Source organism: Nocardia mangyaensis, from assembly GCF_001886715.1.
GTDB lineage: Bacteria > Actinomycetota > Actinomycetes > Mycobacteriales > Mycobacteriaceae > Nocardia > Nocardia mangyaensis.
This window is the reverse complement of record NZ_CP018082.1, coordinates 2,245,262-2,257,473: the sequence shown is the minus strand read 5'-3', so window position 1 is coordinate 2,257,473 and position 12,212 is coordinate 2,245,262. Positions and strand designations below refer to the sequence as shown.

General features: G+C 69.0%; 13 protein-coding genes. 11 read left to right on the top strand and 2 right to left on the bottom strand.

Annotated elements, in window-relative coordinates:
- Window positions 1–14: 14 nt before the first annotated feature.
- A complete protein-coding gene (locus tag BOX37_RS10230) occupies window positions 15–689 on the bottom strand; it encodes a TetR/AcrR family transcriptional regulator (protein ID WP_167659920.1) in 675 nt (224 codons plus the stop codon).
- Between the two features lie 211 nt (window positions 690–900).
- Here BOX37_RS10230 and BOX37_RS10225 point away from each other — a divergent pair, with 211 nt between their 5' ends.
- The 11 genes from BOX37_RS10225 to BOX37_RS10175 all read left to right on the top strand — a co-directional run bounded on the left by BOX37_RS10225 (window position 901) and on the right by BOX37_RS10175 (window position 11,452).
- Window positions 901–1,707 carry an MlaE family ABC transporter permease gene (locus BOX37_RS10225; RefSeq protein WP_071931360.1) on the top strand — a complete coding sequence of 269 codons (807 nt, stop codon included), beginning with the start codon at window positions 901–903 and terminating at the stop codon, window positions 1,705–1,707.
- Between the two features lies 1 nt (window position 1,708).
- Entirely contained in the window at window positions 1,709–2,569 is an 861-nt protein-coding gene (locus BOX37_RS10220; RefSeq protein WP_071927437.1) for an ABC transporter permease, read from the top strand.
- Window positions 2,570–2,578: 9 nt separating this feature from the next.
- Window positions 2,579–4,009, top strand: coding sequence for an MCE family protein (locus BOX37_RS10215; protein ID WP_071931359.1), 1,431 nt, complete (start codon window positions 2,579–2,581; stop codon window positions 4,007–4,009).
- Between the two features lies 1 nt (window position 4,010).
- Complete coding sequence (locus BOX37_RS10210; RefSeq protein WP_071927436.1) at window positions 4,011–5,033, top strand: MCE family protein; 1,023 nt, start codon at window positions 4,011–4,013, stop codon at window positions 5,031–5,033.
- Complete coding sequence (locus tag BOX37_RS10205; protein ID WP_071931358.1) at window positions 5,030–6,061, top strand: MCE family protein; 1,032 nt, start codon at window positions 5,030–5,032, stop codon at window positions 6,059–6,061. Before BOX37_RS10210 ends, BOX37_RS10205 begins: the two co-directional genes overlap by 4 nt.
- On the top strand, window positions 6,058–7,134 hold the full coding sequence (locus BOX37_RS10200) for an MCE family protein (protein ID WP_071931357.1): 1,077 nt from the start codon (window positions 6,058–6,060) through the stop codon (window positions 7,132–7,134). The genes BOX37_RS10205 and BOX37_RS10200 overlap by 4 nt, the downstream gene beginning before the upstream one ends.
- Window positions 7,131–8,210 (top strand): MCE family protein, encoded by a 1,080-nt coding sequence (locus BOX37_RS10195; protein WP_071927435.1) that lies wholly within the window; start codon window positions 7,131–7,133, stop codon window positions 8,208–8,210. Before BOX37_RS10200 ends, BOX37_RS10195 begins: the two co-directional genes overlap by 4 nt.
- Window positions 8,207–9,403 (top strand): MCE family protein, encoded by a 1,197-nt coding sequence (locus BOX37_RS10190; protein WP_084759523.1) that lies wholly within the window; start codon window positions 8,207–8,209, stop codon window positions 9,401–9,403. The genes BOX37_RS10195 and BOX37_RS10190 overlap by 4 nt, the downstream gene beginning before the upstream one ends.
- A 19-nt stretch (window positions 9,404–9,422) precedes the next feature.
- Window positions 9,423–9,971, top strand: a complete 549-nt coding sequence (locus tag BOX37_RS10185) for a hypothetical protein (RefSeq protein ID WP_071927434.1) — start codon at window positions 9,423–9,425, stop codon at window positions 9,969–9,971.
- A 15-nt stretch (window positions 9,972–9,986) separates the two neighbouring features.
- On the top strand, window positions 9,987–10,334 hold the full coding sequence (locus tag BOX37_RS10180; RefSeq protein WP_071927433.1) for a hypothetical protein: 348 nt from the start codon (window positions 9,987–9,989) through the stop codon (window positions 10,332–10,334).
- Between the two features lie 101 nt (window positions 10,335–10,435).
- Complete coding sequence (locus tag BOX37_RS10175) at window positions 10,436–11,452, top strand: DUF6670 family protein (protein WP_084759522.1); 1,017 nt, start codon at window positions 10,436–10,438, stop codon at window positions 11,450–11,452.
- A 6-nt stretch (window positions 11,453–11,458) separates the two neighbouring features.
- On the opposite strand, the gene BOX37_RS10170 is transcribed toward BOX37_RS10175, so the two are convergent.
- Entirely contained in the window at window positions 11,459–12,070 is a 612-nt protein-coding gene (locus BOX37_RS10170) for a TetR/AcrR family transcriptional regulator (protein ID WP_071927432.1), read from the bottom strand.
- Window positions 12,071–12,212: the final 142 nt, after the last annotated feature.

Genomic DNA, 12,212 nt, shown 5'->3' with positions numbered 1-12,212 from the left:
TCACCGCGGGTGGATCAGCCGGAAGGCCGCGGCAGCGTGCGCAGGAGCGCGCACACCGCCGGCCGCAGTCGGGTCGGCGGGAATCGTCGCGGGTCCGACAACACCATCCGGCCGAGCACCTCGGCGCATCCCATCGTCATGTGACCGATCAGTTCGACATCGACCTCGACCGGACCACCGCGCAGCCGTAGTCCGTCATCGAGCAAGGCGATGGCGCGGCCGACCATCTCGTCCCTGGCCGCGCCGAGCAGTTCCCGATAACTCGCCGGCGCGCCGTCGCCGGGCAGCAGGATCAACCGCCAGCGCGGCGGATCGGCGGCGACCGAGTCGAGGAACGCCATCATCGCGGCCACGAACTCCGCATCCGGATCGGTGCCGCCCAGATTCGCCGGCATCGCCGCGAGCACCTGCGCCATGCCGGCCGCGTGCTCGCGATGCAGCAGCGCCGCGACCAGTTCGGGCGCCGTCGGAAACATCGCGTAGAGGACCGGCTTGGCGACCCCGGCCTCTTGGGCGACAGCCTGCATGGTCAGCCGGGCCAGACCGTCCCTGGCCACCACCCCCAGTGCGGCGTCGAGCAGCTGCGTGCGCCGTTGCGCGGGCGGCAACCGGGGCGCGTTCGCTCGTCGCCGACGCCGCCCACCCGTCGAGATCTGCCACACGCCGCTCGACTTCCGCTGCACACTCACCCGGCGATCATGCCCGAAATCGAAGACAGCCGGGATGCTTCTTGCTACTGTCTCAGCCAGTTCGCTACCACCGCGTAGAAATTGTTTCCTACGCTTGCGTAGCTCGCTGGTCAGTTCTGGTCGCGCAGGTCGGCGGCCATCGAGAACCGAGGTGATCGTCATCGTCGCGTCGCGCGAAAAAGCCGCTGCACCAGCGGATCGTGAGCTCGTCATCGGGTTCGGGCTCCGCTGGTGGCGCGAGCATCCGCAGCGGTCGATCGAGACCGCGGGCAGGCAGGTCACCATGGCATGGCGGGCCACGGCAGAGCTGGTCCTCGCCGTGGTCCACCGGCGCTTTCCCCTGAAGGAGTTCCTGCGGCAGTGCTCCTTCATGGCAGGTGTCTCAGCCACTCCTACTCTGCTGGTCGCCATTCCGGTCGCGGTCGTGGTGTCCATCCAGGTCGGATCGCTGGTCGGCCAGGTCGGCGCGACCACCTTCATCGGCGCGGTCAACGGTCTCGGCATCATCCGGCAGGGCGCGCCGCTGGTCACCTCGTTGATGATCGCGGGCGCGGTCGGCTCGTCGATCTGCGCGGATCTGGGCTCACGCACCATCCGCGAGGAGATCGACGCGATGCGGGTGATGGGTGTCGACCCGGTGCGCAGGCTGGTCGCGCCGCGGCTGCTCGCGGCGGTGCTGGTGAGCATGCTGCTGTGCGGCTTCGTGGTGTTCATCGGCTTCGCCACCGGCTACGCGTTCAACGTCTTCATCCAGGACGGCACTCCCGGGTCTTACATCAGCACGTTCGCCTCGTTCGCCGTCGCGGGCGATCTGCTGGTGGCGATCGTGAAGGCGGCGGTGTTCGGCGCGCTCACCGCGATCATCGCCTGCGACGCGGGCCTGCACACCAAGGGCGGGCCCGGTGGGGTGGCGAACGCGGTGAACTCGGCGGTGGTCAGCTCGGCGATCGTGTTGTTCGCCGCCAACATCGCGCTCACCCAGATCTACAACACCGTGTTCCCGTCGAAGGTGCTCTGAGATGGCGGGCTACCTGCCGCCGGTGCTGCGGCCAGTGCGGGCGGTGCGGGCGGCGACCCGACCGGTGACGGAGGCGAACATCCGTCTGGGACACCAGGGGATGGTATTCCTCGAGGCACTGCTGGCGATCCCGTTCGTCCTCCGGCACTACCGCAAGGAAGTCGTCCGGCTGATCGTCGATGTCACCTGGGGCAACGGCGCACTGGTCGTGGGCGGCGGCACGGTCGGGGTGGTGCTGATCCTGTGCGGGTTCGGTGGCGTCACCGTCGGGATGGAATCGCACACCGCGCTGGATCTGCTCACGATGAGCCCGCTCACCGGCGCGATCTCCGGGTTCGCCACCACCCGCGAGCTCGCCCCGCTGCTGGCGACGATCGCGTTCGCCGCCCAGGCCGGCTGCCGGTTCACCGCCCAGATCGGTTCGATGCGGATCGCCGAGGAGATCGACGCACTCGAGTCGATGGCGATCCGGCCGCTGCCCTATCTGATCACCACTCGGATGCTGGCCGCAGCGGTGGCGATCCTGCCGCTGTACGCCATCGGCATGGCGACGGCCTACCTCACCACCAAGCTGACGGTGTTCTTCCTCGGCGGCACCGGGATCGGCACCTACGACCACTACTTCCACCAGTTCCTCGACCCGGGCGACATCGTCTACTCGGTGCTCAAGGCGGTGGCGTTCGTGCTGGTCGCCACCTTCATCCAGTGCCACTACGGCTATGTCGCCGCAGGCGGTCCCGAGGGTGTCGGCGTCGCGGCGGGGCACGCCATCAAGATGACGATCATCGTCGTCGTCTTCCTGAATCTGCTTCTCACCCTGGCGATCTGGGGCATCGACCCCGGCATCCGGATCTCGGGATAGGTGGTCGAGATGTATCCGGACCCCAGTGGACGCGGCTGGTCGCGGCGGCGGCTCGGCCTGGCCGGGGTGGCCATGGCGGTGAGCCTGTCGAGCGTGGTCGCCCTGCTCGGCCTGCGCTACGCCGGCTACTTCGACGATGCCGTCGCGGTGACCGCGCGGATGACCAGCACCGGTGACGGTCTGCCCGCCCGCGCCGATGTGCGCTTCCGCGGAATGCTCGTCGGTGCGGTGTCGGGGGTGGAGATCGCGGAGAAGGGGCTGCGCCAGCGCGTCGAGCTGGCATTGGAACCGGCTGCCGCCGAGGCGATCCCGTCCTCGGTCACCGCCCGCGTGGTACCCGCCAACATCTTCGGAGTCTCCTCGATCGAGCTGGTCGACAACGGCGCGGCCCCGGCGCTGCGGGCCGGGGCGGTGATCGAGCAGGACACCAGCAGCGCGACCGTCGCGCTGCAGACCACGCTCACCACGTTGCGCGATGTCCTCGATCGCATCCAGCCCGCCAAGCTGGCCCGGGTCCTGGCGACCCTGGCCGACGCGCTCGACGGGGACGCCCGCCTGCCCGGTTCCACCATCGAACGCCTCGACGAGTGGATCACCGAGGTCCGCGCGCTGCCCGGAATCGGCGAGCTGCTGGGCGATCTGGGCGCTGCCGCGGCGGCGGTGAATCAGTCCGCGCCCGAACTCGTCGACGCCCTCGGCCGGTCGGTGCAGACCGCCCGCACGATCACCGATCGGCGCGCCCAGCTCATCGACCTGCTCACTACCGCGGGCACCGCCACCGCGGCGACTCAGGAGTTGTTCGCCCGCAATCCGGACGCGGGCAAGGAACTGGTGGTCGGCCTCGACGAGACGTTCGGCGCGCTGGCCGCCGACCCCTCGGCGCTCACCGACACGATCAGGGGATTGAACACCTCGCTGAACCGTCTGGCGTCGGTGTTCAACTGGGGCCCGAGCAGGCAGATGCGCTGGAACGTGACGGTGTCGTTCACCCCGTTCCGCCAGTACACCGCGGCCGACTGTCCGCGCTACGGTCCACAGGCCGGGCCACGGTGTGACGGCCCCTCGGTGCCCGATGTTGCTGCGCCGCAGCAGTATCCGACGCAACTCATCCCCGGCTGGCTCTCGACGGCCGGTCCGGCACCGCTGCCGACGCCGCCCGGCCTGTCCGAGCTCTCGCTGCCCACGATTCCCGGCCTCATCCTGCCCACGATTCCCGGTCTGAGCCTGCCCACCATCCCCGGCCTCGTCATTCCCGGCGTCACCGCGCCGGCGAGTTCGGAGCCGGCAGTGCAGGACTCGCCCGCTCGGCCGATCTCGCTCGCCGGTTCCGATGCCGTCGCCGCCATCGTGGGCGGGCGCCCCAACACCACCCAGCTGCTGCTGCTCGGCCCGGTTCTCGCGGGGTCGACCGTGACCGTCACCCCGCCAGGAGGCCACTGAGATGCGCACGCGCACCACCTATCTCGGACTCGCCGTCTTCGTGACACTCTCGCTGATCGCGACCTACACGATCTGGTCGACCCTGCAGCGTGCGGTTCCCGGCGACACCCACCGCTACAGCGCGACCTTCACCGATGTGCTCGGCCTGCGCACCGGTGACGACGTGCGCATCGCCGGGGTGCGCGTGGGCCGGGTCGACGCGATCGAGCTGGTGGATCGTCGCCATGCCAGGGTGAGCCTGGCCGTGCAGTCCCGCCAGCGCCTGAGCACCACGACCAGGGCGCTCATCCGCTACCAGAACCTCATCGGTCAGCGGTACGTCGCGCTGGACGCGGGCGAGACACCCGGTGAGCCGCTGCCCGCCGACGGCGCGATTCCCCTGGAGCGCACCGAGTCCTCGTTCGACGTCTCGACCATGCTGTCCGGTTTCGAACCCCTGTTCGGCCTGCTGCAACCCGACGAGGTGAACTCGCTGTCCGAGACGCTCGTCCAAGCACTGCAGGGCGACGGCGTCTCGCTGTCGGCGCTGATCACCCAGGCCGCCGCGCTGGCGACCACCTTCGGCGAACGCGACGAGGTCCTCGGCGCGGTGATCGGCAACCTCAGCGACGTGATCGCGAGCCTCGCCCATCGCAGCGGCGAGCTGGAAACCCTGATCACGCAGTCGCGTGCCCTGGTCGCCGGCCTGTACGAACAGGGCACGCAGCTGGGCGACGCGGTCACCGGGATCGCCGTGTCGACGACGAAACTCACCGCGCTGATCGAGCAGGTGGCGCCCGGAATGGCGCGGGCGCAGGAACAGGCCGGCACCGGGGTGGAACTGCTGCTGGCCAACGGATCGCGGTTGGATCGTTCGGCCGTCGAACTCCCGCTGGTGCTGGCCGGCCTGGCCCGGATCAGCGGCAACGGAACCTATGTCAACGCCTACGTCTGCAGCCTGGACGTCTCGCTGTGGGGTGTGGCGCTCCCACCCGGTCTGTTCTCGCAGATCGGCGGCGACTCGCACTCGGAGGTGTGCCGATGATCAGGGACCTGATCGGCCGCGGGGTCGCCGCGGCAGGCGGGTCGACCGCGAACCGGAACCTGTGGCTCGGACTCGCCGCCGGTGCGGCGGTGGTCGCACTGGTCCTCGGCTCCGGGGTGCTCTCGCGCGCCGATCTCGGCACGGCCACCGTGCACGCCGAATTCGCCCAGGCCGCCGGGCTGCGCGCGGGCAACAGTGTCGACATCGCCGGAATCGAAGTCGGCACCGTGAAATCGGTGCGGCTGGAACGTGATCGGGTGGTGGTGGCGATGAGCGTGGACACCGAGGTCGAGCTCGGCCGGGACGCGAAGGCCGCGATCAAGATGTCGACCATTCTCGGCAAGATGCACATCGAACTCGATCCCGGGACCGGCACCGATCTCGATGGCGAACGGATCCCGTTGGCAGCCACCAGCGTTCCCTACAACCTGGCCAAGGTGGTGAACGATCCGAAGTACCGCAACTCCTTCGAACATCTCGAGCGGCTCGACCCGAACGCGTTGCGCGCGAGCCTGGACGCGGTGAGCGCGCAGATGGGCGATTCCCCGCAGCTCACCGCCCAGGCGCTCGACAGCGTCGGCGTGCTGGCCCGGGTCATCGCCACCCGCCGCGACGAGGTGGACCAGTTGCTCGGCAGCATGGACCAGGTCTCGAGCCTGATCGCCGACAACCAGAACAGCGTGCTGTTGCTGCTGACCAGGGGACAGGCCATCGGCGACGCGGTGGCCAAGCGCCGCGAACTGCTGCGTGAACTGCTCGACAATGTGGCCGCGGCCTCGAAGATCCTGCGGGACATGGGCGTCGACAACGGCGGCAGGCTCGGTCCGCTCATCCACAGTCTCAACACCATGTCCGAGGGCCTGGAGAAGAACCGGGACAATCTCGACGCGCTGTATCAGGTGATGCCGGTGACGGTGCGCCAGTTCAACAACGGCTTCGGACAGGGGCCGTACGGGGAGGTCTACATGCCGTGGTTGTTCCCGGACAACTGGTTGTGCCTGGCGCACGCGATCGCGGGATGCCGATGATGCGCAGAACTTTTCAGGTCCTCGCCCTGGTGATCCTGGCGGTGATCGGCGCTGGCTGCTCGTCGGTCCCGCTGTCGTTGCGCCCGGATTCGCTGCGGATCAGCGCGGATTTCGACAGTGCCGCCGGTCTTTTCGTCGGCAACGAGGTGTCGGTGCTCGGTGTGCCGGTGGGCCGGGTCGACGCGATCGAGCAACGTGGCTCGTTCGTGGAGGTGCGGATGACGATCGAGGGCGGCACCGAACTGCCCGCCGACGCCATGGCCGCGCTCGTCTCACCCCAGCTCATCACCAACCGGCACGTCGAACTCACCCCGGCCTACACCGGCGAGGGCCCGACCCTGACCGACGGCACGCACATTCCCCTGGCCCGCACCAGGACGCCGGTCGAACTCGACCGGATCCTGCGCAATTTCGAGCAGCTCGGCGCGGCGCTGAAAGGCGACGACACCGATGGTCCGATGGCCAGCCGGGTGTTGTTTCCGATGCTCGACGGCAACGGCGACCGGATCCGCGAGACCCTCGACGCGCTCGCCGGTGCCTTCGAGGTGACCCTGGCCAATCGCGACCAGATCACCAACACGGTGATCGAGCTGAACGAACTCACCGCCGTGGTCGCCGGCAATGACCAGACCGTGCGCGATTTCAGCGCCCGGCTCACCGAACTGGTCACCCTGCTCGCCGAACAGGCACCCGGGCTGGCCGCGGTGCTGGCGCAGGTGAACGACTTCATCGCCAACACCTCGACCGTCCTCGACGAGAACCGGGCGCCGCTCACCGACGCGGTGCGGCGGCTGGTCGGTATCACCGGGCAGATGCGGGACAACGCCCGCGGGCTCACCGAGATCGTCGATGTCGCGCCGCTGCTGTTCGAGAACCTCACCCGCTCGGTCAGCCCCGAGCATCAGGCGCTGCGCCTGCATCTGCTCACCGACAAGTCGTTGCTGGACAACGAGATCCTGTCGCTGCTGTGCGAACGCGTCGCGCTGCGGGCCGACGGGTGCCGCACCGGCAAGCTGATGGATTTCGGCCCCGACTTCGGGCTGACCGCCGCGCTGCTGGGACTCACCGCATGAGCCGCGCCGCCCGCCTGGTCCTGTCGGTGGTCACCGTGTTCGGCGTGGCCTCCTGCGCGGTGACCGTCGACAACGTGCCACTGCCGCGCCCGGGCGTCGACGGGCCGTCCTATCGCCTGCACGCGGTGTTCGACAACGCGCTCAATCTGCCGGAACGGGCCAGGGTCAAGATCGGCGGCACCGACATCGGCGTGGTGACCGGCATCGACACCACGGATTTCCTGGCCGAGGTCGAACTCGAGGTGCGCCGCGACATCGCGCTGCCGCGCGGCACCCGTGCCGAACTGCGCCAGGCCACCCCGCTGGGCGACATCCACGTCGCGGTCACCCTGCCCGAGCATCGGCCGGGCACGCCGCTGCTGTCCGACGGCGACATCATCGACCGCGAACACACCTCGGCCGGCGCCTCGGTGGAGGAGTTGATGATGGCGATGTCGATGCTGCTCGACGGCGGTGCGATGAACCAGGTCGCCCGCATCACCTCGGAATTGAACGCGATCGTCGGTGGTCGCGGACCGCAGCTGTCGCATCTGCTGACCGAACTGACCGCCGTGCTGAGCGCGCTGAATCAGCGCACCGACCAGATCGATTCGGTGCTGCACGGCCTCGACGGACTCACCTCGACGCTGCGTGCCCGCAAGGCAGAACTGGGGCAGGTCGCCGACACCTTCCCCGAGTTGATCTCGGTGATCGCGGAGAACAACCGCGCCATCACCGATCTCACCACGCAGGTCGCCACAGTGACCGCCGCGCTGGGTGATTTCACCTCCACCACCGGCCCGGAATTCCTCAGCCTGTTCGACAGCGTGCAGGCCCTGATGACGGGGTTCACCCAGATGGGCGACGATCTCGCGGGCACACTCGACACGTTCAACGCGCTCTCCCCCGCCGTGCAGGCCAGCACGCGGGGGTCGAGCCTGGCGGTCGCGGCGACGATCTCCTACCTCGATATCGGCGCACTCACCGATCCGGCCGGTAGCCGGATGCCCGATGGCACTGACGCGACGGCCTTCGTGGGCAGTCTGGCGCAGGTGCTCGCCCGGGTGCTCGGGCGGTTGCAGGGAGGTCCGCGATGATCGATCGTCTGGCTGGGATCGTCGTCCGCCTCGCCCGCTGGGCGCATCGGTTCCGCACCGTGTTCGCCATGGTCGGGATGGTCGGACTGCTGCTGGTCGGCTCCGGATACATCGCCGTCGATGTCGTCGGGGTGCGGCCGCTGAGCACGACCTACACCGTGCAGGTACGGCTGGACAGCTCCGGCGGACTGCTGCCGCACAGCAATGTCACCGTGCGCGGCGTGCGTGTGGGTACGGTGCGCTCCCTCGGTCTCGACGACGAGGGTATTCGCGCCGAGGCCGAAATCGACAGTGCGGCCAGGATTCCGGTCGCCTCGCTGGTGGCGGTGGGGCGGCTGTCGGCAGCGGGTGAACAATATCTGGACTTCCGGCCCGAAACCGGTGACGGGCCCTATCTCGTCGACGGCGCGGTGGTGTCGGCGGATCAGGTGAGCACCCCGGTCACCATCGACTCGTTCCTGTCGAACACCGGCGCGCTGGTCGCCGGGATGAATCCGGAGCGGCTCACGGTGATCGTCGACGAACTCGATCGCGCCCTGGGTGGCGGGCCCGATGTGCTGCGGTCGGTGATCAGCGGGCTCAGTCAGGCGATGGCCGGGCTGACCGGGCTGCTCCCGCAGACCAGCGAGCTCCTGCGCAATCTGCGGGTCATCGCCGAGACGACCAGCCACGCCCAACCCGACCTCGCCACCCTCGTGCGTGGTTCGGGCACGCTGTTCGACCAGATGACCGCCGCCGACCAGGAGGTGCGCGAACTGCTCGAACTGGGTCCGGGCCGGCTCGCCACGCTGGGCGGGGTCCTCACCGAGACCACCGATCCGCTGACCGATCTGGTCACCAATTTCGTCGCCATCACCCGCGCCGCTCGGCTGCGCACACCCGCGATGACGGCACTGTTCCCCGCCCTCCGAACCGGCGTGGTGGCGATCGGAGTTCCGGCCCACGGCAACGCTTTCCACACCATGGCCGAGGCGTGGCCGCGACCCACCTGCGAGTACGAGACCATTCCGGTCTCCCCCGCCGAGGTCTCCGACGGACGCAGCCGTCTCTACAACTACTGCGTCACCAGCCATCCCGAACTCCAGATCCGTGGTTCGGCGAACGCGCCGCGCCCGGCGGGACCTGACAACGGATCGGGTCCGCCGCCAGGTGTCACCGGCGACGAACTCTCGATTCCCCTGCCCGCCGAATAGATTCCGTGAGGACCTGACGATGACCACCGAGCCCGAGCCCACCGACGAGACCGCGCCCGCACCGGATCGCCGACTCTCGTTCGGCCGCACCGCGATCGCGCTCGGTGCCGCGATCACCCTCGCCGCCGTCGCCACCGCGACCTGGTTCGCCGTGGACAACCACGACCTGCGCGCCCGCGAGCAGGCCCGCGCCGCCGCCCATCAGGCCGCCTGCGCCTATGCCCCGGTCCTGGCCCGGTACGACGCCACCGATCTCGACACCTATTTCGCCGCCGTCCTCGCCGGTGCCACCGATGACTGGAAGACCGAATTCGACGCCACCAGCGGGGATCTGCGCGAGGTGCTCACCCAGGGACAGGTGGTCTCCACCGTGGGCACCGTCTGGTGCGCCATCGAATCCGCCGACGAGACGACCGCCGAGGCCGTCGCCGTCATCAACCAGACCATCACCAGTCTCGGCACCGGGGGCGAACCGGCGCCCGGCCAGCTCTCGGTGTCGTTGTCGCTGCGCAAGGACGCCGACCGCTGGCTGGTCAGCAAGATCAGCTCCCCCATGCTCGCCTCCTAGTCGACAGGACATTCGGTGACCGATCGAACCACCCTTCCCCGCACTGATTCCGGCCTGCTCCGTGACGCGTTGCGCACGCCCGCCGCGCGTCGCGCCCGTCGCCGGGCCGAGCGCCTGGCGAGTGTGTTCGCCGGGCGGCTGCGCCTGGCCGTCGTGGCCGGGCTCGCGTTGACGATCGCGGCCGTCACCGGGCTCGTCGGCGCGGTGTTCGCCCTGGCCGCGCTGGTCCGTGGGCTCGAACAGGTGCTGCCGACCTGGGCGGCCTATGCCGCGACCGCCGCGCTCCTGTTGACCTGCGCGGCGATCGCGGTCGGAGCATGCGCGTGGACGCTGCTGCGGGCCACCGGCCCGGCCGGCCGCTGAGCCGACGGTTTCGCATTAATTGACCATATGGTAATTTCCGTATTGGTCAATTGAGTACGTGGCACAACGGTGTGCCACCAGCGAAAGGTGTAGGTTCCGCCATGTCGATGACGACCTCACTGCTCCACGGCGTCCAGCGCGCCGCCTCGGGCACCCATGCGCTCTCGGGCACCCCGTTCGACCCCGCGACGCCGTTTCACCCGCCGCGCGGGCGGTACAGCACCGTCCATTACGGACTCATGTTCCCCGACCTGCCCGCGCCGTTGAACTTCCTCGACTTCATCACCGTCATCGGGCAGCCGAAAATCGGGATCTGGCGCAACGACCACCTCATCGAGACCTCGGCCGCCGACACCGCCTGCCTGCTGGCGGGCGCCGGAGTCCAGTTCCCGCACCAGTTCCGCGGCTACCGGGTCTCGCGCCAGCTCGAACTCGCCGAGGACGGCAGCGCGCTGCGCTTCGGCGACGAGTTCCGGTTCGAGGGCAGCTATCCGAATTACGCCGTCACCTATCGGAATCCGGAGTTCACGGTCGATCTCGAGGTGCGTGCCACCGACAAGGTGGCGCACTTCGCGAAGCTGCGCGGCGGGCTCTACGACCACTGGTCACTGCTGTGCGACTACACGGGCACCGTCGCGCACCAGGGCACCCGTTACGAGCTCGCGGGCCTGAGCACCCTCGAATACGCCCGCGCCGTCGCGGTCGACCTGCGGTTCGCGTTCTTCACCTATCAGATCATCAATCTCGACGCCGACACCCAGGTGCTGATGGTGGAATTGCTCGGACCGCTGGGGGTGCCCGTGCAGCGCGCGGTCTACCTGCGGTCGCGCCACGACCACGGCGGTGTCTTCGAAGACGGCTTCCGTTTCGATGTCACCCGACTGGAACCCTCGGCTCGACGGACCCCCAACGGTCGCGAGATGCGTCTGGGCACCGAATTCTCCTGGGCCGTCGACGACAACGACGGCAACGAGCTGATCCACATCGATGCCGTGGTCAACGACGACTACGTCTACGGCATGGCCGGCGGATATGTGGGCAGCTACCGCTACACCGGATCGTTTCGCGGGCGGCCGATCACCGGCACCGGGTACGTCGAATACGTCGGCACCCGCTGACCTCGATCACTCGGCGGCGGACACTTTGCCGAACAGCGCCGACATCAGCCGGCCGCTGCGCGCGACCATCGCCTCGGCGGTCTCCTCCGGATGGCGCGCCCACCAGGCGACCAGCGCCGACACGATGCCCATCCACACCTCGGTCAGCGCGGACAGATCCACCGGATCGGTGACACCGCGCGCACCGAGCACCGTGCTCGCGCCCCGCGCGGCCTGCCCGGCGATCCGCTTACGCGCGGCACGGGCGGCCTCGGCGGCCACCCCATCGGCCGGATGCGAGGTGTCGGACAGGATGTTCCAGTGATACGGCCGGTCGGCGAGCGCACCGAAGATCGCCGCCAGCGTGCGCTCGGCCATCTGCATGTCGGGCGGACCGTCGAGCACCGGCTCGATGGCCCCGCACACCGCCTCGGCGGCCCGCTCGACACACGCCACATACAACCCATCCTTGGTCCGGAAGTAGTTGTACACCAGCGGTTTCGACACCCCGGCCAGCTCGGCCACCCGCCCCACCGACAGCCCCGCGTACCCCACATGCCCGATGTGCTCACCCGCCACATCGAGGATCTGGCGCTCCCGCTCCGCGCGCGGCACCCCTTTGGTCCCGGCAGTGCTCACCGCATCATCCGTTCCTCGACCAACAATTGACGAATAGTCTCGATTCGGTAATTTACCAAATGGTCATGCGGCGCGGGCGCGGATAGCCCCGCCGAACCGCCAGGATCGCGTCGGCCTGCCAGATCCATTCCTGGCAGGCCGC

Bases quoted from the DNA above. Each gene is read 5' to 3' on its own strand.
- BOX37_RS10175 (WP_084759522.1), top strand. From the start codon at position 10,436: ATGTCGATGACGACCTCACTGCTCCACGGCGTCCAGCGCGCCGCCTCG.
- BOX37_RS10215 (WP_071931359.1), top strand. From the start codon at position 2,579: ATGTATCCGGACCCCAGTGGACGCGGCTGGTCGCGGCGGCGGCTCGGC.
- BOX37_RS10200 (WP_071931357.1), top strand. From the start codon at position 6,058: ATGATGCGCAGAACTTTTCAGGTCCTCGCCCTGGTGATCCTGGCGGTG.
- BOX37_RS10195 (WP_071927435.1), top strand. From the start codon at position 7,131: ATGAGCCGCGCCGCCCGCCTGGTCCTGTCGGTGGTCACCGTGTTCGGC.
- BOX37_RS10220 (WP_071927437.1), top strand. From the start codon at position 1,709: ATGGCGGGCTACCTGCCGCCGGTGCTGCGGCCAGTGCGGGCGGTGCGG.
- BOX37_RS10190 (WP_084759523.1), top strand. From the start codon at position 8,207: ATGATCGATCGTCTGGCTGGGATCGTCGTCCGCCTCGCCCGCTGGGCG.
- BOX37_RS10205 (WP_071931358.1), top strand. From the start codon at position 5,030: ATGATCAGGGACCTGATCGGCCGCGGGGTCGCCGCGGCAGGCGGGTCG.
- BOX37_RS10210 (WP_071927436.1), top strand. From the start codon at position 4,011: ATGCGCACGCGCACCACCTATCTCGGACTCGCCGTCTTCGTGACACTC.
- BOX37_RS10185 (WP_071927434.1), top strand. From the start codon at position 9,423: ATGACCACCGAGCCCGAGCCCACCGACGAGACCGCGCCCGCACCGGAT.